At 46.0% G+C, this 24,408-nt stretch carries 22 protein-coding genes; 10 read left to right on the forward strand and 12 right to left on the reverse strand.

Annotated elements, in window-relative coordinates; genetic code table 11:
- Window positions 1-2 precede the first annotated feature (2 nt).
- On the reverse strand, window positions 3-638 hold the full coding sequence (locus ACXAGQ_RS21025) for a hypothetical protein (protein ID WP_475256482.1): 636 nt from the start codon (window positions 636-638) through the stop codon (window positions 3-5).
- A gap of 217 nt (window positions 639-855) precedes the next feature.
- Here ACXAGQ_RS21025 and ACXAGQ_RS21030 point away from each other — a divergent pair, with 217 nt between their 5' ends.
- Window positions 856-1,737, forward strand: a complete 882-nt coding sequence (locus ACXAGQ_RS21030; protein ID WP_475256483.1) for an NAD(P)-dependent oxidoreductase — start codon at window positions 856-858, stop codon at window positions 1,735-1,737.
- A gap of 70 nt (window positions 1,738-1,807) precedes the next feature.
- Here ACXAGQ_RS21030 and ACXAGQ_RS21035 read toward each other — a convergent pair whose 3' ends face one another.
- The 4 genes from ACXAGQ_RS21035 to ACXAGQ_RS21050 form a co-directional block, all read right to left on the reverse strand.
- Window positions 1,808-2,290, reverse strand: a complete 483-nt coding sequence (locus tag ACXAGQ_RS21035; RefSeq protein WP_475256484.1) for a hypothetical protein — start codon at window positions 2,288-2,290, stop codon at window positions 1,808-1,810.
- 889 nt (window positions 2,291-3,179) lie between these two features.
- Window positions 3,180-4,388 (reverse strand): NupC/NupG family nucleoside CNT transporter, encoded by a 1,209-nt coding sequence (locus tag ACXAGQ_RS21040; RefSeq protein ID WP_475244827.1) that lies wholly within the window; start codon window positions 4,386-4,388, stop codon window positions 3,180-3,182.
- Between the two features lie 533 nt (window positions 4,389-4,921).
- On the reverse strand, window positions 4,922-6,856 hold the full coding sequence (locus tag ACXAGQ_RS21045; RefSeq protein WP_475256485.1) for a monovalent cation:proton antiporter-2 (CPA2) family protein: 1,935 nt from the start codon (window positions 6,854-6,856) through the stop codon (window positions 4,922-4,924).
- Window positions 6,853-7,479, reverse strand: coding sequence for an NAD(P)H-dependent oxidoreductase (locus ACXAGQ_RS21050; RefSeq protein ID WP_475256487.1), 627 nt, complete (start codon window positions 7,477-7,479; stop codon window positions 6,853-6,855). The genes ACXAGQ_RS21045 and ACXAGQ_RS21050 overlap by 4 nt, the downstream gene beginning before the upstream one ends.
- A 551-nt stretch (window positions 7,480-8,030) precedes the next feature.
- Between ACXAGQ_RS21050 and ACXAGQ_RS21055 the strand changes: the two genes are divergently transcribed.
- Window positions 8,031-8,648: a hypothetical protein gene (locus ACXAGQ_RS21055; protein WP_475256488.1), complete on the forward strand. Its 618-nt coding sequence runs from the start codon at window positions 8,031-8,033 to the stop codon at window positions 8,646-8,648.
- Window positions 8,649-8,733: 85 nt separating this feature from the next.
- On the opposite strand, the gene ACXAGQ_RS21060 is transcribed toward ACXAGQ_RS21055, so the two are convergent.
- The 4 genes from ACXAGQ_RS21060 to ACXAGQ_RS21075 all read right to left on the reverse strand — a co-directional run bounded on the left by ACXAGQ_RS21060 (window position 8,734) and on the right by ACXAGQ_RS21075 (window position 13,070).
- Entirely contained in the window at window positions 8,734-9,501 is a 768-nt protein-coding gene (locus ACXAGQ_RS21060; RefSeq protein WP_475256489.1) for an amino acid ABC transporter ATP-binding protein, read from the reverse strand.
- Window positions 9,502-9,522: 21 nt separating this feature from the next.
- Window positions 9,523-10,620 carry an amino acid ABC transporter permease gene (locus ACXAGQ_RS21065; RefSeq protein ID WP_475256491.1) on the reverse strand — a complete coding sequence of 366 codons (1,098 nt, stop codon included), beginning with the start codon at window positions 10,618-10,620 and terminating at the stop codon, window positions 9,523-9,525.
- 1 nt (window position 10,621) lies between these two features.
- Window positions 10,622-11,896: an amino acid ABC transporter permease gene (locus ACXAGQ_RS21070; protein WP_475256492.1), complete on the reverse strand. Its 1,275-nt coding sequence runs from the start codon at window positions 11,894-11,896 to the stop codon at window positions 10,622-10,624.
- A gap of 133 nt (window positions 11,897-12,029) precedes the next feature.
- On the reverse strand, window positions 12,030-13,070 hold the full coding sequence (locus tag ACXAGQ_RS21075; protein ID WP_475256494.1) for an amino acid ABC transporter substrate-binding protein: 1,041 nt from the start codon (window positions 13,068-13,070) through the stop codon (window positions 12,030-12,032).
- Between the two features lie 1,288 nt (window positions 13,071-14,358).
- Here ACXAGQ_RS21075 and ACXAGQ_RS21080 point away from each other — a divergent pair.
- Both ACXAGQ_RS21080 and ACXAGQ_RS21085 read left to right on the forward strand, forming a co-directional pair.
- Window positions 14,359-14,823, forward strand: coding sequence for an SRPBCC family protein (locus ACXAGQ_RS21080; RefSeq protein ID WP_475256496.1), 465 nt, complete (start codon window positions 14,359-14,361; stop codon window positions 14,821-14,823).
- A gap of 124 nt (window positions 14,824-14,947) precedes the next feature.
- Window positions 14,948-15,511, forward strand: coding sequence for a GNAT family N-acetyltransferase (locus tag ACXAGQ_RS21085; RefSeq protein WP_475256498.1), 564 nt, complete (start codon window positions 14,948-14,950; stop codon window positions 15,509-15,511).
- A gap of 7 nt (window positions 15,512-15,518) precedes the next feature.
- Here ACXAGQ_RS21085 and ACXAGQ_RS21090 read toward each other — a convergent pair whose 3' ends face one another.
- Window positions 15,519-16,010, reverse strand: coding sequence for a GNAT family N-acetyltransferase (locus ACXAGQ_RS21090; RefSeq protein ID WP_475256500.1), 492 nt, complete (start codon window positions 16,008-16,010; stop codon window positions 15,519-15,521).
- Window positions 16,011-16,584: 574 nt separating this feature from the next.
- Between ACXAGQ_RS21090 and ACXAGQ_RS21095 the strand changes: the two genes are divergently transcribed.
- Window positions 16,585-16,893 (forward strand): hypothetical protein, encoded by a 309-nt coding sequence (locus ACXAGQ_RS21095; RefSeq protein WP_475244816.1) that lies wholly within the window; start codon window positions 16,585-16,587, stop codon window positions 16,891-16,893.
- Window positions 16,894-17,002: 109 nt separating this feature from the next.
- On the opposite strand, the gene ACXAGQ_RS21100 is transcribed toward ACXAGQ_RS21095, so the two are convergent.
- Window positions 17,003-17,560, reverse strand: coding sequence for a hypothetical protein (locus ACXAGQ_RS21100; RefSeq protein ID WP_475256501.1), 558 nt, complete (start codon window positions 17,558-17,560; stop codon window positions 17,003-17,005).
- Between the two features lie 205 nt (window positions 17,561-17,765).
- Between ACXAGQ_RS21100 and ovoA the strand changes: the two genes are divergently transcribed.
- The 5 genes from ovoA (at window position 17,766) to ACXAGQ_RS21125 (ending at window position 22,487) form a co-directional block, all read left to right on the forward strand.
- Window positions 17,766-19,892 carry a 5-histidylcysteine sulfoxide synthase gene (gene ovoA, locus ACXAGQ_RS21105; RefSeq protein WP_475256503.1) on the forward strand — a complete coding sequence of 709 codons (2,127 nt, stop codon included), beginning with the start codon at window positions 17,766-17,768 and terminating at the stop codon, window positions 19,890-19,892.
- A 122-nt stretch (window positions 19,893-20,014) separates the two neighbouring features.
- Complete coding sequence (locus ACXAGQ_RS21110; protein ID WP_475256505.1) at window positions 20,015-20,326, forward strand: DUF1289 domain-containing protein; 312 nt, start codon at window positions 20,015-20,017, stop codon at window positions 20,324-20,326.
- 95 nt (window positions 20,327-20,421) lie between these two features.
- Window positions 20,422-20,754, forward strand: a complete 333-nt coding sequence (locus tag ACXAGQ_RS21115) for a hypothetical protein (RefSeq protein ID WP_475256506.1) — start codon at window positions 20,422-20,424, stop codon at window positions 20,752-20,754.
- Between the two features lie 104 nt (window positions 20,755-20,858).
- Window positions 20,859-21,305 (forward strand): META domain-containing protein, encoded by a 447-nt coding sequence (locus ACXAGQ_RS21120; RefSeq protein ID WP_475256507.1) that lies wholly within the window; start codon window positions 20,859-20,861, stop codon window positions 21,303-21,305.
- Between the two features lie 90 nt (window positions 21,306-21,395).
- Complete coding sequence (locus ACXAGQ_RS21125; RefSeq protein ID WP_475256509.1) at window positions 21,396-22,487, forward strand: hypothetical protein; 1,092 nt, start codon at window positions 21,396-21,398, stop codon at window positions 22,485-22,487.
- Window positions 22,488-22,535: 48 nt separating this feature from the next.
- Here ACXAGQ_RS21125 and ACXAGQ_RS21130 read toward each other — a convergent pair whose 3' ends face one another.
- A complete protein-coding gene (locus ACXAGQ_RS21130; protein WP_475256511.1) occupies window positions 22,536-24,302 on the reverse strand; it encodes a lysophospholipid acyltransferase family protein in 1,767 nt (588 codons plus the stop codon).
- Window positions 24,303-24,408 lie beyond the last annotated feature (106 nt).

Consider the following 24,408-nt stretch of genomic DNA (forward strand, 5'->3'; position numbering starts at 1 on the left):
GATTACGCCAAAGGGAGGCGATGGTGGTAAACGGTATATATGAGGTTAGATTCCTTCCAGCCGGAGACGCGGCCCGAAGGTGGAGATGTGTTTAACGTCCAATCCAAAGCCGGTTGTATATCAACCCGGTAATCTTTGGCAAAGCTAGGCGCAGGCTCAATCGGTAGTTCTATCGCTAACTGGTAGGCTGGCTCTATTTCTTCGGGATCATGACGCAGTAAGCTGGAAAATCGGCTTGAAGCGGCAATCGCCAGATCGAGACTGCGGTCGTGGTTTGAATGCTGGTTATTGCTTGAAGGAGATTGACTACCCGCATAGACAGCATCAGTCAGATCCGTTTGATCAAACTTCAAAAGTGCATTGAGTTCAGCTTGGGATGGAACAAATGAAGCAGGTTGTGTCAGTTGCTTAGAAAGTACTTGCTTCAAAAGCACTTGATTTGAAAACACTTGCTCTGAAAGTACTTGGGGAACCAAGCCTTCGTTATCTACAAGCTGGTGGGCTGGTTGAATGCCTGCTGCTTCTGATACAGGCGTAGAAGAGCCTGCATGGCTAGGCCACACAAATCCCAAACACACTATCAGCATCAAAATTCTTAGCACTGAAGTCAGCCCCACAAAAATATAAATAACGGCCATTTACAGAATAACCACCTGCATCATAGGGCCACTGTTAGTGATTCACAAGAAAATATTGCGCTTGCCCACATTTTTTTAGTTATTTTTTGACAACGCCAGTTGTGCTATATATCGAAGCTAAGCAGTAGCATTTCGTCAGCTATTGCAAGATACTGAAAAGTCGATATATCACCGTTACCATTATCGGCAAACGTAATTGATTAAGGGAAGCAAATTGATGACATCACATAAAATTGCATTTATCGGGCTAGGCACCATGGGCTTCCCGATGGCTGGACATCTTGCCAATGCAGGCCATCATGTCACCGTGTATAACCGTACCACTGCCAAAGCTGAAAAATGGGTAGAAACTTACGCTGGCAGCTTGGCACTAACCCCAGCTGAAGCGGCTGAAGGCGCAGATTTTGTGTTTACCTGCGTTGGTAATGATGATGACTTACGCCAAGTCTGCTGTGGTGAAGACGGTATTTTAGCGTCAGCCAAGCCAGGTGCCATTCTCATTGATAACACCACAGCCTCTGCCGAAGTGGCGAGAGAAGTTGCAGAGCTAGCCAGTGATTGCCAACTAAGCTTCCTTGACGCACCAGTTTCCGGCGGTGAAGCAGGGGCAGTCAATGGCTGCCTCACTGTCATGGTGGGTGGCGATAGCAAAGTATTCGAGCAAGCCAAACCTGTTATTGACTGCTTTGCAAAAGCAACAACCCTGATGGGTGATACTGGGTATGGCCAAGTGACCAAGATGGCTAACCAACTGTGTATTGCCGGCGTACTGCAAGGCTTATCAGAAGCAATTACCTTAGCCAAATCGGCCGGTCTAGATATCGAGCAAATGACAGAAGTCCTCAAACATGGTGCAGCGGGCTCTTGGCAGTTAGAAAACCGTGCAAAGACTATGGCCGACGATGAATTTGATTTCGGTTTTGCCATCGACTGGATGCGCAAAGATTTGGGGATCTGCTTTGAAGCGGCGGAAAAGCTTGGTGTAGAGCTCCCTCTTGCCAAACAAGTTGACGGAAAATACGCCGAACTGCAGCAACGAGGCTACCAACGTGCCGACACTTCGGTCTTGATTAAGCAATTTGATAACGACAAGCGCTAGTTCGAGACAAAAAAGAGCATGAGGCAATTTATGCACCTCATGCTCTTTCCTCACGTCATCTTATTGTCGATTACAACTTAATATCTACAGCCAGATAGAAAGAGTCTAGTTGAGACATGTTACGATCCTTCCAATCATCCCATGTGTCAATCACACGGTAGCCAACTTCCATGCTGTACTTATCATTAATTGAATATTGAATACCCGTTTGCGCCCCTAGGCTCCAATCGTTATCCGCACCTTTGAATACACTATAACCAGCACTACCCCCAATAAACCAATTCCATTGTTGGTTGTCTGAAATACTGACTAGGTAATCATAGGAAGCAAAGATATTTGACGTTTCAGAGTCCGTTGCATATGCATAAGTCCCCGTCAAACGGTGGTTATCGTTGATGATTGCGCCAACACGCCAATTAGGCTCAAACTGATGGTCTGCATTGTTCATCACACCATCACTGACCCCTACACCAACAAAGGTATCGTAAACCGTCGCCGATGCCGTGCCTGATAACATAAGTGCTGATGCTGCAAGTAATCTTAGATGTCTCATTTTTTCTCCACTAAAAAACACCGTTCAAAACAGGGTTGTAACGATACCTACATAGCCATGCTTTAAAAGTGAAAATTGCTTAATTCATATTAATTATCAGAGTTACTTGGCTTACCCCTTACTCTTTATCTCGTGTCAAATGACGCAGACACAACTACAAAGCTAAAACAAACACAGTGAAAGCTGCTAATTAAGGGGATAAATAAATTTTCACGAAGTGATATCAACACCAAAATAAAAGCAAAATATCCCTTATAGGTATTATTTTCATAATATGCCTAATTTTCAATTCAAAACGAAAATAAATTTCTTAATACTGCCAAATTATTCAGACAGGATTTTTACAAGAGATAAATATTAAACACAGGTCAGAACCAAAAGCATATAAACCACTGATTTAAAGGATATAAAATCACCACTATTTATATGTGACATTAAATTTACATGCTTTTACCTAATCATGACTCAATTTAAAAAACTTTACCCATTGAATTAATGTTAATAGTTTCACATTTTAAGGTAAGCAAGCTTCCTTCCTATAAAAACATCATCAATAATCACCTTAATTAAAAAGGACTTTAATTATAACAATGAGGGCATAATGGTTAGGCTATACGCGAAACTTTCAAAAAACAGACCACGTGTTCATTTATTGAACATTGCGTTAACTATTTCCGTTTTTGCAATTTGCTGCTATCAATTACTTATCAATGAGAACCTAACTTTTGGCATCGGCTTTCTCTTCGTTGGCATCATGGTTACCCTGTTCGCCTTAGCCTCTTCGTATCGTCAGAAATATTTAAGTGCTGACTAGGTTGTCACCAATATAAAAAAACCTCTTTCAAACGAAAGAGGTTTTGGCAATAACTTGATTTAAGAAAATAAGCGCTTACAAGCTGATAAAGATCCCCGCCAACGCAGCACTCATCAGGTTCGCCAGCGTTGCGGCCAATACGGCTTTGATACCTAGGCTTGCCACATCGCCACGACGCTCTGGAGCCATCACACCAATTGAACCAATCTGGATAGCAATAGAACCAATGTTGGCAAAACCACATAGTGCAAAAGTGATGATAACTTGGCTGTGCTCAGACAGAGTCTCTTTAATACTTACGAAGTCGAGGAAAGCAACGAACTCATTAAGGATCATCTTCTGGCCGATAAAGGCACCAGCCTGCAACATTTCAGACGCCGGAACACCAATCACAAAGGCCAGCGGCGAAAACAAGTAGCCAAGCAAACCTTGAAGAGTCAAGTGCTCAAAACCTACCCATGAACCAACCGTCTCTAGACCCGCGTTCGCCATCGCAATCACACTGACAAAAGCAATTAGCATGGTACCGATAGCAACAGCCACCTTCATACCATTCATAGCACCCGCAGCTAGCGCATCAATCGCATTACTGTGGTCACTCTTTGCCATCTCGATATCAGTTTGCTCAACAGCTACACTCTGCTCTGGAACCAACAGCTTGGCCATCATCAAACTACCCGGTGCCGCCATGAAGCTTGCCGCGATTAGGTACTTAAGGTCAACACCAAGGCCAGCGTAGCCCCCCAGCACACTACCAGCTACCGATGCCATACCACCTGTCATTACCGCAAACAGCTCTGAACGGGTCATTTGTGGTAGGAAAGGCTTAACCAGTAGCGGAGATTCACCTTGCGATAGGAAGATGTTACCTGTTGCCACCAAAGATTCGGCACGGCTTGTACCCAGCGCACGCTGAATGCCACCACCGATCACTTTGATGATCCATTGCATCACACCGAGGTAATAAAGAAGGGAGATAAGAGCACTAATGAAGATAACAAGAGGAAGGACGCGAATAGCAAAGATAAAACCGGAAGTTGCTAGATCACCAAACAGGAACTTGATCCCTTCATCGGCAAAACCCAATACGCTAGCAACACCACCACTCATTGCCCCCAGCATCTTTTGCCCAACGGGAATATACAGAACCAAGGCAGCAAAGCTGGCCTGTAACAACAACGCCCCACCAACCGTGCGCCAGTTGATTGCTTTACGGTTTTCAGATAGCGCGTACGCGCACAATACCAGTACCAAAATACCGGCCAAACTAATTAACAACTGCATTATTTCGTCCTGTTGCTTTGACTATGTGTTGGGATATCGAAAAATGAAGGTGTTACTGCCTGCATTACCAATGGGAACATCGCCTTCGGGGAGAAAGCTAAATAGGAAGGTCCTGAGCAAAAACGCCCAGAAAATGTGGAATTGTCCGTCCATTTGTAAAACATACAAGTCACCTAATTAACAAGCTAAGTAATGCCGGTCCAACTCCGTGGGTCATTCACATGTCCATGGTGACAGCTTGTAACTAAGGTGGCTGAACTCTATGGTTCTGGCCGGAAGCGGAGTATATAGAGATATAGATCACATTTAAAACCCAAATCGGGCATTTTTTTGTGATCCATGTTTAAGTGGGCAATTATCCATCAAATGTAAGAAAACATTTCCACCTGTCAATTTCAGCCCTAAAAAAGCAAACGATTACTATTTTTTGCTTCCTTTATTTTTGGGTTTTGCTCTGATAAAGACTAAAGAAAACGCGACTAAGTCTTCAACGACTTAGCCGCGCTATTTTCAACTATTAATTACGTCAAAGGCTACTCTTGCTCCTTTTGCATCTCTGCAATCACATCAATATAGTTTTTAGGTGGTGGGGTCCAACCACGCTCTGACGATGCATGTTTGTCATGCCTATCGGCTTTCATTTCTTTGCTTAACGCCTCTTCTAGCTGCATGAACAAGTCACGGTATGTCGCGTTATATTTATTGTCCTCGGTATTATCTTTCCAAGCCTGATAGAGCACATCCTTACTCTTAGCTTCAGTTTCGTTGAACGTTTGCCGAAGCTGCTCTGCACGAAATGGATGAACACCCAGATCTTTTAATGCTTGTGTCCCTAACGTAAGCGCCGAATGGTAAGTTTCACTGATGATAAAATCCGCGCCAGCAAAGCGAAGTGCATAGTGATGCCCCCGATCGTAGGCCCGAGCCAATATCCTGACATGAGGGTAAGTGTGATTAACATACTCAGCCAACTCAACCGCCCGCTCTTGGTCATCAATGGCAATAACGAGAAGCTTAGCTTCCTCAATCCCTGCAGTATGCAGCAAATCAGGCCGGGTAGCATCACCGTAGTAGCTTTTGATCTTGATAGCCCGCATGTTGTCTATTTGCCCTGCTTCATGGTCGAGAACCACCGTTTTAACACCGTTAGCCACCAGCAAACGGTTAACGATTTGACCAAAACGGCCGATACCTGCGATGATCACTGTGCCTGTCTCATCAATCTCATCGGCCTCCCGCTCGTTGCTCTGCTCCTGAAACTTAGGTACAACCACTTTATCGAAGAAGATAAACAGGCCTGGGGTCAAGAACATTGAAATCGCCACAACCAAAGCCAGCACTTGGGCAATATCCGCTGGCAGCACATGATTCTGCGTCGAGTAACTGAGCAATACAAAACCAAATTCACCGGCCTGGGCCAGGCTTAATGTCAGCAGGTAACGATCACTGCCCTTTACTTTAAAAATTAGCGCAAGGGTAAATAACACGGCGGCTTTTAGAATCATCACCCCTAGGGTGATGCCTAGCACCATACCAATATTGCTAAATAACACTGTAAAATCGATGCCAGCACCAACAGTGATGAAGAATAAGCCAAGCAATAAGCCCTTGAACGGCTCGATATTCGATTCAAGTTCGTGACGGAACTCACTATTCGCCAGTACCACACCGGCCAAGAAGGTACCCAACGCCGGTGACAAGCCGACCAAACTCATCAAGGCAGCAATACCGATCACCAACATCAGTGCTGTCGCGGTAAAAATTTCCCTAAGCCCGGCATTTGCAACAAATCGGAATAATGGCCGGCTAAGAAAGTGGCCACCCACAACCACGGCAGCAATGGCACCGATAACCACCAACGCATAGCCCCAACCGGGTAATCCTGCGACCAAGCTTAACTCTTCATGGTGGTCAGCTGCCTGTTGAGCCAACTGCTGGGCTTTTTCTACCAACTCAGGTAAAGCAAGCAGCGGGATCAATGCCAGCATCGGGATAACAGCAATATCCTGGAACAGCAACACAGAAAAAGCATTCCGCCCGCCTTCCGTTTTGGCTAGCCCTTTCTCGTTAAAGGTCTGCAACACAATCGCCGTAGATGACAAGGAGAAGATCAAACCAATCGCCAGCGCCATAGTCCAGCCGAGACCGAACATCATAGCGATGGCCATCACAATCACCGTCGTCAAACCAACCTGCAGTCCACCAAGGCCTATCAGGCGATGCCGCATATCCCATAGCATCCTAGGTTCAAGTTCTAAACCCACCAAGAACAGCATCATTACTACGCCGAATTCAGCAAAATGCTGGATAGCGAGGGTCTCTTCCCCCACCAAGCCAACCACAGGGCCAATCACGACCCCCGCAATCAGATAGCCCAGCACAGAACCTAAACCCAGCCGTTTGGCGATCGGCACAGCGACAACCGCTGCACACAAATAGATAAATGCCTGGATAAAATAAATGGTCATGCTGGCACCTCAGTGATCAAGCTGTCGAGATGATCATTGAGCTTGGCCACTTCTCCGGCCTGCTCAAAGTCAATCCGGTCATCACGCAATGCCAGCAACAACCGCTGCCAACCTTCAATATGTGCACCTACCCGCTTCTCTTCGACTGCCGTTCGGGCACCGAATAATGCATAGGGCGCAAGGTATTCCATACCTGTTAAAACCGCTGTTTGTTCCAGCGGGTGCAACAATTGACGGATGGTATAATGATTAAAACCATCTTCACAGTAAGCATTCGCAGGACCTCCCGCAGTCAATGCGCAGAGGAACTTCTTGCCCTGCAACTCAGTGCCATCAGCACCATAGGCAAAACCATATTCAAGCACGAGATCCTGCCACTCTTTTAATATTGCTGGTGTGGAATACCAATACATAGGGAACATAAACACGACGATGTCATGGTCGCGCAATCGTTGTTGTTCCCTATCGATATTGATCCGAAAGGTTGGGTACTCATGGTAAAGATCAACCGTTGTGACACCGTCGATGCCTTGGGAAGATCGGAACAAAGGCCAATTGATCTCAGAACGATTGGTTGACGGATGGGCAAATAGGATGAGTACTTTGTTCTTGGTCCCTGACATAAAGCTCCTCACATTGGGAAAGATAACAACAAGCAACGGATACACCGTGTCCCCAAAAAACTCACAAAACGTCGATAAGACAACAGCCTACACCCGACTTTTGCCATACCTCTTTTGCATTAAGTGTAGACTGACAAATAAAAAAAGGGCGCCTGGAAGAGCGCCCGAAAGGAAGTTGTGTGCTAATTGCTTACATCGTTTCCAAGCTCGGTATCCAAGGAAGGACGCAATGTCCTAGGGGAGGTAAAGATACCTTGCTTGTTGCCCGAAACGCATAAGTAACAAAGCAATAGGTGTGCCAACACTGTTTCCTTCTGCGCTAATCATTAAAAACCGTCAATCACCCCCTAGGACATTGGTACCTCTATCCAAATTCATGTAATTTCCACCGAATTAGTGCATTTTCAGGCTAGTTTTTGCCGTTTTTATTAGGGTACATTGTTAATACCAAGCAGTATTGGGTGATAAATGGAATATGTTTCTCAATCAACTGATTACTATAAGTGCACAATGCACCATATTAGGTCAAAGGAACCGTCACGGCGCTGGTTATGAAAGGTAATTTGCCAAATACAACATACAGTAAGACCAATAAAGCAAGTGGCTCAAAGTGGGCTTCCTCCTCTCGGGCCATGCCTGCTTTTATCTTGATCGCCTTGCAAATGGTTAGCCATAGCTATGCCCAACCTATGATGGTTCCGCAACAGTTGCTCAATCATACCGATACCTATGGCAATATATCCCTTCGCAACTCTGCCAACCTTGTCTTGCCTGATCCACTGGTTGTGGAGGGCAACCTCAACCTCGAAAAAAGCCAGATCCGCCGCCTGCCAAGCCGCCTCACGGTTAAAGGCAACCTAAACCTGGCCTATAGCAATATCGAATACTTACCAGCTCAAATACGTATTGGGGGTTACCTCAATCTTGCCCATTCGAAGATTGCTGCCATCAACGAGGGGCTTCAAGTCCATGGCGATCTCAGCCTAATGGGGACATCGCTGACCAAACTACCTGCACATTTATACGTGGGAGGAGACCTCCACCTTGCCAACTCGAAAATCACAGAGCTTTCTGAGTTTTTGGTCGTTAAAGGCAATGTTTATCTTGGGGGTGCAGCAGTAACGTCAATCCCCGAACACGCGCAAATTGATGGGACAATTTTCCAATGAGTGAAAAAAGGCGTCCATAAGGACGCCAAGGGAGGTTGTACCAAAAGCAACTTGTTATCTTTCGTCTTCCTGCTTGGAAAGGCGATTAATGAATAATTTGCTCTAGGAAGGCTTGGGTTCTGTCGAACTGTGGATTGCTGAAGAAAGCTTCAGGTTCATTCTCCTCAATGATTTCACCCGCATCCATAAAAATCACCCTATCGGCGACTTCCCTGGCAAAGCCCATTTCATGGGTCACACACAGCATGGTCATCCCCTCGGAGGCCAACTCCACCATTACATCGAGTACTTCCCGTACCATTTCTGGATCCAATGCTGAGGTCGGCTCATCGAACAACATCACCTGCGGCTGCATCGTCAGTGAGCGGGCAATAGCCACACGTTGCTGCTGGCCACCAGATAGCTGGCCAGGGAATTTATGGGCTTGATCGGCAATCCTGACGCGCTTTAGATACTCCATCGCCAGCGCCTCGGCTTCCTGCTGAGGCATCTTCTTCACCCAAATCGGAGCCAAGGTACAGTTTTCCAACACCGTTAAATGGGGGAATAAGTTAAAGTGCTGGAAACACATCCCCACTTCTCGTCTAACCAATTCGATATTTTTCAGGTCATCGGTCAGCTCAGTGCCTGCAACCTTAATTTGCCCTCGCTGATGCGCTTCTAGATGGTTGATACAGCGGATCATGGTTGATTTGCCAGAACCCGATGGACCGCAGATCACTATCTTTTCGCCTTTTTTTACATTTAAATCAATATCTTTAAGAACATGAAACTCTCCATACCATTTATTGACTTTCTGTAGGCGGATCACCGAATCTTCAGATACTGATTGGTAAACTGTTTTGCTATACATACTCACGACTTCCTTGTGCAATTAATGTTTGTGTTCGGTACTCAGCTTACCTTCCAGGTAAATGCTGTAACGCGACATACCGAAGCACATAATCCAGAAAATTAAAGCGGCAAAGACAAAGCTCTCGGTCGAAAACCCAAGCCAAGCAGGATCGCTATTGGCCGACTGGGCAATCCCCAAGACATCAAACATTCCGATAATCAGTACCAAACTGGTATCTTTTAGCAGAGCTATAAAGGTGTTAACGATAGATGGGATACTAATCTTCAAAGCCTGAGGCAAAATGATCAGCCGCGTCGATTTCCAATAACTCAGCCCCAAGGCTTCAGCGGCTTCAAACTGTCCTTTGGGAATTGACTGCAAGCCACCACGGATAGCCTCAGCCATGTAGGCGGCATTAAACAGCACAACGCCAATCAAGGCCCTCGCCAACTTGTCGATTTCCGTCCCGCCCGATAGGAACAGCGGCAGCATGACCGACGCCATGAAAAGCACCGTAATTAGCGGAACACCGCGCCAAAACTCGATGTATACCGTACTTAAGCTGCGCACGATGGGCATTTGCGAGCGGCGACCTAGTGCCAATACCACACCAAAGGGCAATGACACCACGATACCCGTTAGTGCAATCACCAAGGTGATCAGCAAGCCACCCCAAAGGTGTGTCTCAATGACCGGCAAACCGGCAATACCACCATAAAGCAGTGCGACTGAGAGAGGTGGGAAGGCGGTTAAAGTGAAAGCAAGGAGCCATTTTTTAACTTTCGCATTGCCTAGCATCATGCCCGCAAGCATAGCGGCTAATCCCAGCATAAAGGCAAGTGGACGCCAGGTCTCATCGCTTGGATAGAAGCCAAACATAAATTGTTCAAACCGAGCCTGGACGAACACCCAGCAAGCGCCATCACGGCTGCAGTCATCCCTACTTACCCCAGTCCAATCGGCATCGAGAAATGCCCACTGGAAAATACTCGCCAATGCAATAAATACGCTTCCAGCGATGACGCCGGTGATCAAGGTATTCAAGGCTGAAGAAAACAAATTCTCCCTTAGCCATGCCGATACCCCCACCATTTTGGATGGTGGCGCTTCTGAGGGTGAAAAATGGAAAACCTTCATATTATCTCTCCACCAATGCCATTTTACGGTTATAGATATTCATCAACAGCGAGGTGACTAAACTGAATGTCAGGTAGACCGCCATCGTCATAGCAATGATTTCAATCGCCTGGCCTGTCTGATTGAGGGTGGTACCCGCAAATACCGATACAAGGTCGGGATAACCGATTGCCATTGCTAGGGAAGAGTTTTTCACCAGGTTCAAATACTGGCTGGTCAAAGGAGGAATAATGACCCGCATTGCCTGCGGTATCACCACCAGCTTCAGTACCTTGCCTGATGGTAGACCCAGCGCATTCGCTGCCTCGGTTTGACCTTTGCTTACGGACAAGATCCCAGAGCGTACGATCTCTGCGATAAAAGCCGCGGTATAAATAGAAAGTGCAATTAACAGGGCAAACAACTCAGGCATCACATCAATGCCGCCACGGAAGTTAAAGCCCCTGAGCTCGGGATACTCAATACCCAATGGTTTGCCGGCAACGAAGAATGTAGCCAATGGCAAAACAACCAGCACCAACGCACTCAAGCGCCAGGCGGGGATCAACTGACCTGTTTGCTGCTGGCGGCGATGCTTGAGCCGATGGATGGCGATGACACCAACCAAGCTAGCAAGTACTGACAATCCAACCCAACCTGCGCCGGGATAGGTTTCAAGCGCAGGTAGAAAAAGCCCCCGAACATTGAGGAAAACCGCATCAGACAAGGACAAGCTATTGCGAGGAGAAGGCAATGCCTGCAAAACGACGGTGTACCAAAACAAAATTTGCAACAGGAGAGGAAGGTTTCTAAACACTTCAATATAGACAGCAGCAACTCTGCTTAGCAGCCAGTTCTTCGAAAGGCGTGCGACGCCAATCATAAAACCCAGCACCGTTGCCAAGGCTACCCCCAAGCCAGCCACCAAAGCCGTATTGAGCAAACCGACAATGAATGTGGCGCCATATGTATGGGTTTCATCATACGGGATCAACGACATCCCGATACCAAAGCCTGCGGTTTGCCCCAGAAAATCAAAACCCGTTGAGATCCCCCTTTGCTCCAAGTTACCCAAAGCATTAGTGATCGCGGTATAAATTACAAAGCCAACACTGCATAGCAGTAGCAGCTGGAAAAATGCGGCTCTTACTGAAGGGTTATACACGAATCGTTTTAGGCCACCTGAGGCAGGTGCTGTTTTACCCTCAACCGAGGCTGCCCTTACAACTGTCTCGTTGCTGGCAGGTTTGGACTCAAGGTTTAGCCGTGAGTCCAGTTCTAAATCACTTGTAGACATCTATGCACCTATACTAACAAGTTAAATCCCTGTGCAATTCAAAGAAAAAGGATGCCAGCTTCCCAGTTTCTGCCGGCATCCTTCCCAGCCAATTTACGTATTATTGGAATTCACACATTCTTGAGGTGACGTTTTAGCGAACTGGAGGCGCATACATAATGCCGCCATCATTCCATAGCGCATTGAGTCCGCGTGCAATTTTCAATGGTGAACCTGTGCCGACGGTGCGTTCAAAACTGTCGCCATAATTGCCCACTTGCTTGAGCACTTGATAAGACCAATCATCAGCTAAACCCAATCCCTGCCCTTTTGGCCCTTCAACGCCCAGCAAGCGCAACACGTTTGGATCAGTCGACTTTTTCTTGCTATCGACATTTGCCTGATCGATACCGTACTCCTCAGCATTGACCATCACATTCAATGTCCACTTGGCGATATTGAACCACTGGTCATCACCTTGCGCGACAACAGGCCCCAAAGGCTCCTTAGAGATAACTTCAGGTAGCACAACTGCAGATGACGGGTCGGCTAATTTGATGCGCAGTGCATAAAGCTGGGACTGATCGGATGTCAGCACATCACAGCGCCCTGCTTCAAAGCCCTTCACTGTCTGATCTGAGGTATCGAAAACCACCGGCTTGAATGACATCCCGTTGACTCGGAAGTAATCGGCCAAGTTCAGCTCGGTAGTCGTACCTGACTGGATACACACTGAAGCACCATCCAACTCTTTGGCCGAGCTAAGACCCAGCTCTTTACTGACCATGAACCCCTGCCCGTCATAATAGTTAACCCCAACGAAGTTTATCCCCAGGGCGCTATCACGCTGCATCGTCCAGGTAGTATTCCGAGAGAGAATATCAATTTCACCTGACTGCAAGGCGGTAAAGCGCTCTTTGGCAGTCAGCGGCACAAACTGGACTTTACTGGCATCTTTCAGTACCGCGGCAGCAACTGCCCGGCAGTATTCCACATCAATCCCTTCCCAGTTACCTTTGGCATCAGTACTGGAAAAACCAGGTAGGCCTGTACTCACCCCACACTTTAGAACACCGGCTTCTTTCACCTTCTTCAATGTCGCCCCGCTTGAGGCCGAAGCAGCATTCGCCACTCCCGACATCATGAGCATTGAAGCGAGCAAAGAAATTGAAACACCATTAATGACTTTCTTCATATTGGACATCCTGTCTACCATTTGAGATAAGCTTTTTATTTATGTTGCAGTCTCAAAATTGCAACAGGCGTGCCAATATACCCCAAAAGAATTACCCAGGCGTGTAAACAGAAAAATCCACTGAGATAGCCAGCATTAGAAAAAGATATAACTGTTTGATAACAAGAAAGGATGCTGCGGTTTCATTATGCCAGCCTACATTTAATAGCCGTTCACATAGGGTGCATCATTGCATCAAAAGGGGTCATCAATTTGGCGAGAAGCGTGCACTTAAAAAAGGCAAAGAGGTATAGCGTACTCAATTACAAGTACATTAAGAACCAATATTGAAAGTCATCCGTTAAATATCAGTAGGCGTTTAAACATCTACAAAAATAAACGAATAACAATAACTAAAAGATTACTCTAAAGCAGTGTGGAGATTCTAAAAAAGAAAACGTTTGCGTAAAAGCTGAAGTTAATTTATTTGATTGAGTAGAAATTAAACATGGGGGGAAGTATATGCCAGAAACACTGGATCACTTGTGCCTCTGGCTGTACTGCTTTAAACCTATTTTAAATCAAGCAATTAGCGAGAATACGCTGCAACGACATTACTTAGATTTAGTTTTCAGGTTATTTGTTTGCGCCTGGTGGTAGAACCACTGACGACGGTTACGATTTGACATAATACACCTCTCATTTTTCCTAAACGAGTAAGGTTGATATTTCTCTTTAATAATACCGTTCTTACTCATCCTATACCGTTTTACTTTAAACTAAACCCTGTGACATCCGTATGACAATTCAGTAAAAGAAAAACGTCAATCCTCATTGTTATCCAATTAGGTAATAATCTAACACGTAAGTTAAACGCATATCTCATGCCAACTTTGGAATAACCGAGGAGTTAAAGAACTGTGATGTAGCTAGAGGGGAGTGACTTAACCTTAATTATTTGATTAAGAAGTCTTGTATGGAATTCCACCTCTGTATTAACGATCAACAGATTCCAATATAAGAGGCTACCAAACCTTTTGCAATACTCTTTGGCATTTTTTTTGTGACAGGCATCAGCTATTTTTGACACCGGGTATCGTTTTTCAAAGAAATTCTCGTTCAGCATATTGATTTATTTAGCTTAAATCAATTTTACAGTGAGTGTAAACGATGTGGTAAATTTATCGAAAACAAGACATTTGTAAGGTCATCAAGAACACAACATCACAACCCGCATGTTAAAAACATCATATTGACAACCCAGTAACACATCTTAAACTGGCATAATAGTCCATGAAAGGTTGTCACCATGGGTATGTATACAATAACGCTAGAGAAAACCGCAAAAGTACCGAAGAAAGTCCTGTTTCGATTGCTCACCGACCACAAAAACCTCGGCCGCTTCTTTGTCGGTAAATACCACCTGATTAAAGAAGGCAAACCCGAGTGCAACGGGATTGGTGCTATACGAGAGGTCTCTGATGGATTGTTCACCATTCAAGAGCAAGTCATCGATTATAAAGAAAATGAACACCTCCACTACAAGATAATCCAAGGTGCCCCCGTTGATGAGCATGGCGGCTGGATAAAGTTCAATAGCCTCAATGCGCATGACAGTTTGATCCACTACAGGATCATGTTCACACCGAAGGTTAAAGGTACTGGGTGGATCATAAAGTACTTATTCGAGAAAAGGATTAAACGGGCTCTTGATAGCCTGGCAACGTATGGTGAAGATAATTGGCACCCTGAGAATAGAATTTCCTCCCAATAACTCAATTATCATATGAATGTTCTAATTGTTTAATATTTATCCTCTAATTTGATCTGGTCGCTATTCAAGATAGTCAATTAACGCTTTACTAATGCTATCTAATACCAATAACAAGAGGGTAACTATGCCACACCAGCCGTTGTTAACAACTCAGCGTTTACTGCTTCGCCCACTACAACTCTCTGATGCCAAAAAGGTACAAGAGCTTGCCGGTGACGAGCAAATTGCCAATGGCACTCTCAATATCCCGCATCCTTATACCGATGGTATTGCCGGTCAATGGATTGGCAAGCATTTAGCGGGTTGGCACCGAGGTCAATCTGCTATCTATGCAATCACCCTCAAATCATCACAACAACTGATCGGCTGTATCGGCCTGCATAACATTGAAGCGAGCAAGGCACAACTCGGCTATTGGATTGGGGTTCCCTATTGGGGGCATGGTTACTGTACTGAAGCCGCTGAACGGATCATTGAGTTCGGCTTCAAGCGCCTTAAACTAGAAACAATCTATGGCCGGCACTTTAGCCGAGAGACTAATCCCGGAAAAGTCATGCAGAAAGTTGGGATGACGCATATCATGACGAAAAATGATGCCGTCAGAGTCAATATGATCACCGAAGACATGGAGTACTACGAAATGAAGTGCCCTGAAGCACTCCTTGAGAATTTAGTTCCTGCACAATGATCTTCGTTTATTCTTTCAGCCTTGCCATTTGGTACACATCAACATATTCGCCATTGCGCAAGGCATAGTTACGCGACGTCCCTTCAATCACGAACCCTAGCTTTTCATAAAGTGCGATTGCGGGAGCATTGTCGGTATACACCGTCAGTTCTATGCGCGTGACTCCAACCCATTTTTCCGCCAGCTCTATCAGTTCAGTCAGCAACGCGGTTCCTACCCCTTTTCCCTGATAGTCATCGTGAACCGCCATGCCAAAACCTGCAACATGTCGACGACGTGGGTTCTGCTCTATCGCCATTCCTGCTTGACCAACGACTTTACCGTCAATTTCGGCCAGCAAGCTATACACATTTGACGGTAAATCTTCGAGGCGTTTCTTCCATTGCTCCAGTGAAGGATGAGGCAGCTGCAATGTCCCTGCATAGGCATTCCGCCCAGCATAAATTTCTCGAACTGCTGGGATATCTTCTATCTCGACAGACCTGATAGTTATCGACATTGGCTTCCTCTTTGTATTTTAAATCTGGTGTTTTAAACCTAGTGTTTAAAACAACATATAAACCAATGAAAAACAATACCTTTATCAAAAATTGAAGATAAATACTCCAGGTGCATACCTTTATAAAATCTTATCCAATTAAGTTTATTTAATAATTAAAATATTTAGCTGATCCATTACTGTTCTTCCCCAGTATAACTAGGGTGTTCAGTGTGGTGGATTTTGAGTAAATAATCGATTTTTATTTGTTTTTCTTTGCACGTCATAGCCATAGTTAAAAACAACACAAAAATTGTGCCTTTGTTTGAAATGCAATAGCTATACTGAAATTGAGGCAAATGGGCTCAATCGCATTAGCGATACGAAACAAATTTAGCTACTTGCCACATATTATGCTCAATGTAAAAAAAGTTTAACTGTTAACGCACTGAATTTTAAGTGATAAGAAAAAAAATAATAATTTGATGAAAGATACGATTTATAGGCGGGTCTTATAGGTTGAACGTGAACTTAGCAATACGCACAAGTACACAACAACAATATGGCCAAAGCCATAGATAACGAGGTGAAGATTATGTCTAGCTTGAAAGTACTAACTGCAACCGCTGTGATTGTAATGTCTTCTTCAGCCTTTGCTGACATCCGTGTGGCAGATACCCACAACGGTGCATGGGTTACGGTAACTGAAAATGGTCAGCCAGCTGCTAATGCGACTGTTTCTGTTGCTAACGTTCCTCAACAACGTCAAAGTTATAAAACTGACGCAAACGGTCGAGTTTTCATTCCATTGACACTAGAAAACTCTCGTTCAATTAAATACAAAGCAACTACAGAGGGTGGTAAACAATCTTCACGTTTCGCTTTCCACTCTACTAACAAATAGTTGAATTTTCCCCGACATGCAAAAGCCCTCCTCGGAGGGCTTTTCATTTTGTGAGCTAGTACTCATAGTTTATCTACCCCCTAACGATTTAGCCCCTAACAATTAAGCCTTACCGATAACGGTAATCCCGCCAGTTAAGATCCCGTGCTAAAACGAAAGCCAAGCCAAGCACCTGCAGAAACAGGGCTAAATTTCTTAGCCGCGAAATCGCTTTCATTTTTTCTGCATTCTCATCAATCAGTACCTGGTTTTCCAAATAAAGATCATTGATTTTCTCCCGCTGGTCGCCCTGTACCTCATTTAACGCTTCCATCAATCCTGGCACATTCTCGATACTGAGTTGAACAGGATGATCTGGCATCCAATACGCGATATCAAACTCTATCTGCTGCGCCACCTCTTTAGGAAGAGAAGTCCCCGCCATCTCGGCGGCACTCAAGATCACCAAGGTGTGCTCTCGCTTGCGTTCAACGGTTTCCACCTGCTGCCAAATCTGCTGGATCAGTTTCTCATTACTTTGCTGGCGCTGGGTAATATCATTGGACTGGCGAGTTAAATCATCGATATAAAAATTAGTGATCAGTGCTGACACAATATTCAGTATCAGGCCAATTGCCACCAACGTCCACGTCGGCACTTGCCATTTTCTTGAAGGAGCCTTTCCCATTTATTCTTCCGTTTGCCCAACAAAGAGACATGTTGCTCATTAAGTATGGCAAATTTTTTTTCACTTTTATGTCATCAAAATTACACCTATATTTCCCGTTAAGACTATCACTCCCCTTGCCCGATATTTATTTGATAACAGGCATTTCCATTGTCTATCTTTAAGTTTCAGGTTGTTGAAAATAACTGAAAAGGAAAGCGATTCAATGGATAAGGTTCCAACATATGCGACTCGTACTATTCCTCTTACTGGCCATGACATCGAACAAAAACGCCAAGAGCTCAAACTTGCCTTCAACCACACATGGGAGCTCTATGAGTCTCTTTTTAGTGTGATCAACAATGACGAGGCTTATTTTGTCAAAGCCGAGCCCCTGCGCCACCCGCTGATTTTCTATTTTGGCCACACCGCCACCTTCTATATTAACAAGCTCAAACTCGGAAAATATATCGAGCAGAGGCTCAACCCTAATTTTGAATCCATGTTTGCCATTGGTGTCGATGAGATGTCTTGGGATGATCTTGATGACACCCACTACCAATGGCCGACGGTGGCTGAAGTCAGGCAATACCGAGCACAGGTAAAAGCACAGGTTAATCAAGTCATCGATGAACTGCCCCTTTCCCTGCCTATCAAAGAGGAAGACCCAGCCTGGATCATCATGATGGGGATTGAGCACGAGCGGATCCACCTGGAGACCTCTTCAGTGATTATTCGCCAGCTACTGCTTGGGGATGTGACGCCCTCACCTCTCTGGGCGGCCTGCAGCGATAGCGGCAGCGCGCCTGATAATAACTTGTTAAGTGTTGCCGGCGGGCATATTTCCCTCGGTAAATCCGAACAGGAAACTACCTATGGCTGGGACAATGAATACGGTTGCCAAAGTTATCAGGTAGCTGACTTCAAAGCCTCGAAATTCCTTGTCTCGAACCAAGAATACCTTGCCTTTGTCAACGCTGACGGATACCGCCACCCGCGTTACTGGGACGATGAAGGCAAGGCATGGCTGGGCTACACCCAGGCCACTATGCCTCGCTTTTGGCGTAAAAGAGACAATCAATGGTTCCAGCGTAACCTCACCGAAGAAATCCCCTTACCGATGAACTGGCCTGTTGAGGTCAACCAGCTGGAAGCCAAAGCGTTTTGTAATTGGAAGGCTGAACAAACCCAAAGTCCTGTCCGGCTGCTGACAGAAGCAGAATGGTATCTGCTCAGACAAAATATCGACGCTGACTCACCGAAATGGGATGAAGCACCGGGCAATATTGAACTGGGCTACTATGCCTCCTCATGCCCTGTAGATCGGTTTGAGCACGAAGGTTTTTGCGACATCATCGGCAATGTGTGGCAGTGGACCGAAACCAGCATTGACGGCTTCCAAGGATTCAAAGTGCACCCCCTTTATGATGATTTCTCCACCCCTACCTTTGATGGCAAGCATAACCTGATAAAGGGCGGCTCTTGGATTTCCACCGGTAATGAATCGATTAAAGCTTCACGCTATGCCTTCAGACGCCATTTCTACCAGCATGCCGGATTCCGCTATGTCGAATCCAAGCAAGCCCCTGAAACCATGGCCAGCTTAAATGTGTACGAGACGGACGAGCTAATCTCCCAGTACTTAGAATTCCACTACGGGCATGATTACTTTGCTGTCCCTAACTTCTGTATCCATGGTGTACAAGCCTGTTTGCAAGAGATACAGCTCACCCAGCACGGCAGAGCACTGGATATTGGCTGCTCAGTTGGGCGGGCTTCATTCGAACTTGCCAAAACGTTTGACCATGTTGATGGTATCGATTTTTCCGCGCGCTTTATCCAGCAAGCCTACTCACTGACCGAGCAGGGCGAAAAGCGCTATACCATCCGCACCGAGGGAGACTTAGTCGAGTTCAAATGCGTCACCTTAGCCGAACTCGGTTATCAGGACATAGCGACAAAAATCAATTTTGTTCAAGGTGATGCTTGTAATTTAAAACCACAGTTTAGTCAGTACGATTTGATCTATGCATCGAACCTGATTGACCGCTTGGGTAACCCCAAGCAATTTTTAACCACCATCCACGAGCGACTCAATCCTGGCGGATACCTTGTCATCGCTTCCCCTTATACTTGGCTGGAAGAATACACTGACAAAGCCAACTGGTTAGGGGGGATAAAAGTCAACGGCGAGAACTTCACGACCCTTGACGGACTGACCGAAACACTGATCCCCCACTTTGAGCTCATCGCCGTGAAAGAAATCCCCTTCGTGATCAGGGAGACCAAACGCAAGTTCCAGCACTCAGTATCAGAAATGACGATATGGCGCAGGCGCGAAGGTAACCATTAGCCGCTAACCTTGCCCCGAGCCAACCAAAGGCGCGGGGCAAACCGCAGCAACCCAACCGACTTGCAGTCAATTGGGTATATGTTATGTTGTGCCCCCAAGCACATAACATAGTACTACCAGCCGTGAAGACTCCATGCGTAGCAAAATGTAAAAACAATGAAGGTATCTGCAGTGGATGCCACCGTACAATGTCCGAACTGACAGCGTGGCGTAATATGAGTGATTCAGAACAAGAACAGAAAATTGAGCAGATCCAAGGGCAGTCATCAACGCACACGTGTAGCCAGTGCGGGCAGCCAGCCTACTGCGAAATCAGTGCAGGAAAAGGCACATGCTGGTGCTTTGAGTTAACCAAGCGTGATACATCAGGCCTGCCTGAGGGTTCGTGCCTGTGCCGAAAATGTTTGGAAAGCCTGCCTTTAGCAAACCATTAACCCTATAAACAAATCATAAAAACAAATACTTATGCTTAAGCTTGTTTTTATTGAACAGTGTATTATAATTCCCCTCATTCGATGTAGCCATAAAGATGACCGTAATTAGAGTCGTATTGATATTGTTAACTGCGGGCTTGCCACTGCAAGTCACTGCTGGAAACGTGTTTCCCGACAACGAACAGATATGTTTGAAAGACATGGAAACCTTGCTCAGCCAGCAACAGATTATCTTTAGCGATAGCCAAGCAACCTCCGAAGTCCGCAGGACGGCAGAGAGGGCTATTGATACCAGTCGCGAGGCTTTTGCCGAAAATGGCAGTTATTGCGACGCACAGCGAGCACTGCAACAATTTACACTAGAGAGAGAAAACGGCTTTCACCACAAACAAGGGGAAGTCAACTTTTTTGGCCGCGGCCACTATTGATATTTCCAGATAACTGGTTGGCAGTGCTACTATTATTCAAAACAACTTTTCAACAATCATGGTTGATTGAAAGCCCAATGAGGCAAACCTTTGAGGTAATGTATATGAAAAAGTGGTTACTCATTTTTGCTCCCCTCTTCTTGCTGCTCACAGGCTGTGATGCAGATCAAGACCAAGGCTTTTCTGCCAAAAATCTTCAGCAAAGCTGGGTGCTAGCTAAGGTCGACGGGAAAGACATCACTATTACAGAGCCTCGCACCGTGCCGGGAATGGCTGTTGATGCTGACTTAAAAGTATCAGGGTTTGGTGGATGCAATCGATTCTTCGGCCAAATCGAGCTGACTAACGGCAATAGGCTTCGCCTTACCGGAATGGGCTCGACCAAAATGGCCTGTATCCAAGATGATCAGGCAACGGTGGAAGCGATCATGACCCAGTCCCTTCAAGAATGGAACAATGCCGCATTAGAGAACAATATTTTAACCCTGACGTCAGAACAGCATATCTTAACGTTCACACCCGAAGAGATCGCTGCGGAAGACAGCCAGTAAGTATTCACCGAGCCAAAACCTCATTGCGCAGCCATCTGGCTGCGCTTTATTTTCCTAGGAAAGCTTTCCGATATTCCAAAATGTTCAGCTATGAAGATTAATAAACGCCAGGCCAAAACGCTCAATGAGGCCATCACCCAGTGGGAAACAGAAAAGCGGATCGATACCGAAACAGCCAAATCACTGCGCAGCAGCTATGAGGTTATTGGCTTTGACTGGAAGCTCCTTGCTGTCTACTCGTTTTGGATTGCTATCACCTGCTTCGTGATTTCTATCGGCATTTTGCTGGCTGATGATTACCTTATGGCACTACTGGCGACCTTGATCGATACGCCCGCTAGTGTTTTGTCTGTTATCAGCGCAGGGCTGGCAGCGGCTTCATTCGCCTTCGGGGTCAAGCGCCGACGCCGCTACCCCGAAAAGTATTTCAGCAATGAAGCCATGTATTTCTTTGGTGTGCTCTGGACTGCGGTATCGATAGGGTTCCTGAGGGAAACCGCCTGGTTTGTTGACACCCATATCGCCGTCTTCCTGCTGGCATTAACCGTGATTTACGGCGTTATTGGCTTCCGCCTATCCAGTATGCTGGTTTGGATATTTGCCTTGCTGAGCTTTGCCGCTTGGGGACTGGAGCAAACCAGTTACTTTGCCGAGCCGTCAGACTATTTCATTGGGCTCAATATGCCATGGCGACTTGTGGTGATAGGCTTAATCGTCCTCGCTGCTGCGTGGTTTTTCGCCAAGCATAAAACAGCCGAAGCAGATATTGCAGCAGGAACACCGGCTGCGACTAACCGGTTTGCCTATTTGCAAGAGCCGACCCGCTTCATTGGGCTTTTCTACCTACTGTTTGCCCTATGGTTGGTTTCCTTGTTTGGCAATCATACCAATGCTGCTACATGGTCTAAGGTATCCCAGGTTTCATTTTTACCTTGGGCGATCCTGTCTGGCTTGGTGTGTTTAGGCTTGCTTTACCACGGCATCAAAAATGCCGATAAACTGACCCGCAGTTTTGGTATCACCTTCCTGTTGATTAACCTGTATACCCGTTACTTTGAGTATTTCTGGGATGCGATGCACAAGACGGTTTTCTTTGCGCTTCTGGCTCTGAGTTTCTGGCTGATTGGCACCAAAGCCGAGAAGCTGTGGCAGCTTAGTCATATCAAGGAAAACGAAGACTAGGAGTTCAGGAGGGAGTGTCGAATATACTCCCTCCTGACAACTCACTTATTAGCTTGATGCAAACCTTGCTAAATACTCCTGAACTTCTGCCTTTCCCATGTACTTACCTAGGGTTTTCGCTGGCACTCCACGCAAATCCACGACTATCAAGCCATCTAATGCATCATTGAAATCGGCATCGACATTAAAGCAAACCAGCTTACCGTTCAGCCCCAAATACTGCCTTAACAGTACCGGCACACCTTTTCCGCCCTCAAGGCGCGAGATCACTTTCGACAGCAGTTGGATATCTGCCAATGACGACAACATATCGGTTTGCCAGAATAACGGCTCTTTTTGCACTAATGGATTGCTCGGAGACACCAACTCCGCACTCTGCACATCATAATGATGCACCGCCATACTCTCTGCTAATAAATACCGCGCTTCAGGACTGTAGTCATTGCTGATGCTAACGGGACCAAACAAATGGGTATAGTGTGGGTTGCGAGCCACAAAGGTGGCGATGCCCTTCCATAACAACATCAAGGCGCTCAGGCTCTTTTGATAATCAGCGGCGATAACCGAGCGGCCCAACTCAATCGCACTCCCCTGCTGACGAATAAAGCGTTCGTCGTAATTAAACAAGGTTCGGGAATAGAGCCCCGAGACGCCTTTCGCTGCCAAAATCTCATCGACCAGTCCAAGTCGATAAGCTCCAACCAAACACTGCTTTTCCCGATCCCAGACAAACAGGTGTTGGTAATGCTGATCAAACTCATCGATGTCTGTCGACTTACCCGTCCCTTCCCCGACGGCCCGAAAATTCACCTCCCGAAGTCGTCCTAATTCTTGCATGATAATTGGAATACGGTGAGCCGGCGCGCAATAAACGTCAAACTGCCCCGACGATAGTAATTGCTCACTCTCATTCAGCAGGCTAATTTCATTAACCATTGCCTCAGGAACTACAGACGATACGATCGGTTCGGCATGGCTAGCATGCTCAATTGCTTTGCGTTGCTGAGCACTTTTCAGTTGGCTTCCCAGCAGATAGGTATTGAGCCTCAAATAGTTAACCAACTGCTTGTGATCATCAAACCCTTTGATTTCTTTATAGCTAATCGCTTCACCAATGGCTAAATGAATCTGTCTTTCACGCTTATTGAGCAACTCTCGGCCAAGCATCAATGTCCGTAGCAAAGGATGAATACGGCCCGCCATGTAAAACTTCCGGCTGTTCTTGCCATCAATATATACAGGGACTGTGGTGGCTTTGTTTTTAGTGATCAAACGGCTAACTGAATGGCTCCAATCCTTATCGGTAATACTGCGTGTTTTCCTGTCATAAGCCGACACTTCACCGGCAGGGAAAATCAGCAGTAGTCCGCCATTGGCTAGGTGCTTGTTGGCTTCTCGCAACGCTTTGACATTGGCTTTTACTGCTTGGGGGCCTTCGAACACATCAACGCCGATAAACAGCTCATCAAGCTCTGGAACGGTTTTCAGGTAATGGTTCGCTAGGATTTTAATGTCTTTACGGATAGAGCGAAGCAATTCGGCTAAGATCACCCCTTCCACACAGCCCAGTGGATGATTAGCCACGACAACCGTCGCACCAAGTGCAGGAACTTGAGATAACGCTCCCTGCTTAATTGTGTACTGAATACCTAAGGTGTCTAACGCGTAGCGGAGAAAAACAGACACATCACCGCCAACAGGACGAGCTGCATAGAACTGATCCAGCTTCTTTAACCCTGTCGCCCACTCAGTAACATGCTCTCCCACACCAAAGGGCGTTTTTCGTGGGAGCCGGAAAGGACTTGTCACTTCCATGTTTTTACCTGTTTGTCATTCAACCAGTGAATGAAAATTATGAAACAGGCAGATGACCGAACCGTGGCACTTTTACGTCAGAAAAATGAGCAAAATACGACGATAT

It is taken from the genome of Photobacterium sp. ABD4_091, assembly GCF_056160145.1.

Coding starts and splice junctions, on each gene's coding strand:
- ACXAGQ_RS21025 (WP_475256482.1), bottom strand. CDS start 638: ATGGCCGTTATTTATATTTTTGTGGGGCTGACTTCAGTGCTAAGAATT.
- ACXAGQ_RS21030 (WP_475256483.1), top strand. CDS start 856: ATGACATCACATAAAATTGCATTTATCGGGCTAGGCACCATGGGCTTC.
- ACXAGQ_RS21035 (WP_475256484.1), bottom strand. CDS start 2,290: ATGAGACATCTAAGATTACTTGCAGCATCAGCACTTATGTTATCAGGC.
- ACXAGQ_RS21040 (WP_475244827.1), bottom strand. CDS start 4,388: ATGCAGTTGTTAATTAGTTTGGCCGGTATTTTGGTACTGGTATTGTGC.
- ACXAGQ_RS21045 (WP_475256485.1), bottom strand. CDS start 6,856: ATGACCATTTATTTTATCCAGGCATTTATCTATTTGTGTGCAGCGGTT.
- ACXAGQ_RS21050 (WP_475256487.1), bottom strand. CDS start 7,479: ATGTCAGGGACCAAGAACAAAGTACTCATCCTATTTGCCCATCCGTCA.
- ACXAGQ_RS21055 (WP_475256488.1), top strand. CDS start 8,031: ATGAAAGGTAATTTGCCAAATACAACATACAGTAAGACCAATAAAGCA.
- ACXAGQ_RS21060 (WP_475256489.1), bottom strand. CDS start 9,501: ATGTATAGCAAAACAGTTTACCAATCAGTATCTGAAGATTCGGTGATC.
- ACXAGQ_RS21065 (WP_475256491.1), bottom strand. CDS start 10,620: ATGAAGGTTTTCCATTTTTCACCCTCAGAAGCGCCACCATCCAAAATG.
- ACXAGQ_RS21070 (WP_475256492.1), bottom strand. CDS start 11,896: ATGTCTACAAGTGATTTAGAACTGGACTCACGGCTAAACCTTGAGTCC.
- ACXAGQ_RS21075 (WP_475256494.1), bottom strand. CDS start 13,070: ATGAAGAAAGTCATTAATGGTGTTTCAATTTCTTTGCTCGCTTCAATG.
- ACXAGQ_RS21080 (WP_475256496.1), top strand. CDS start 14,359: ATGGGTATGTATACAATAACGCTAGAGAAAACCGCAAAAGTACCGAAG.
- ACXAGQ_RS21085 (WP_475256498.1), top strand. CDS start 14,948: ATGCCACACCAGCCGTTGTTAACAACTCAGCGTTTACTGCTTCGCCCA.
- ACXAGQ_RS21090 (WP_475256500.1), bottom strand. CDS start 16,010: ATGTCGATAACTATCAGGTCTGTCGAGATAGAAGATATCCCAGCAGTT.
- ACXAGQ_RS21095 (WP_475244816.1), top strand. CDS start 16,585: ATGTCTAGCTTGAAAGTACTAACTGCAACCGCTGTGATTGTAATGTCT.
- ACXAGQ_RS21100 (WP_475256501.1), bottom strand. CDS start 17,560: ATGGGAAAGGCTCCTTCAAGAAAATGGCAAGTGCCGACGTGGACGTTG.
- ovoA (WP_475256503.1), top strand. CDS start 17,766: ATGGATAAGGTTCCAACATATGCGACTCGTACTATTCCTCTTACTGGC.
- ACXAGQ_RS21115 (WP_475256506.1), top strand. CDS start 20,422: ATGACCGTAATTAGAGTCGTATTGATATTGTTAACTGCGGGCTTGCCA.
- ACXAGQ_RS21120 (WP_475256507.1), top strand. CDS start 20,859: ATGAAAAAGTGGTTACTCATTTTTGCTCCCCTCTTCTTGCTGCTCACA.
- ACXAGQ_RS21125 (WP_475256509.1), top strand. CDS start 21,396: ATGAAGATTAATAAACGCCAGGCCAAAACGCTCAATGAGGCCATCACC.
- ACXAGQ_RS21130 (WP_475256511.1), bottom strand. CDS start 24,302: ATGGAAGTGACAAGTCCTTTCCGGCTCCCACGAAAAACGCCCTTTGGT.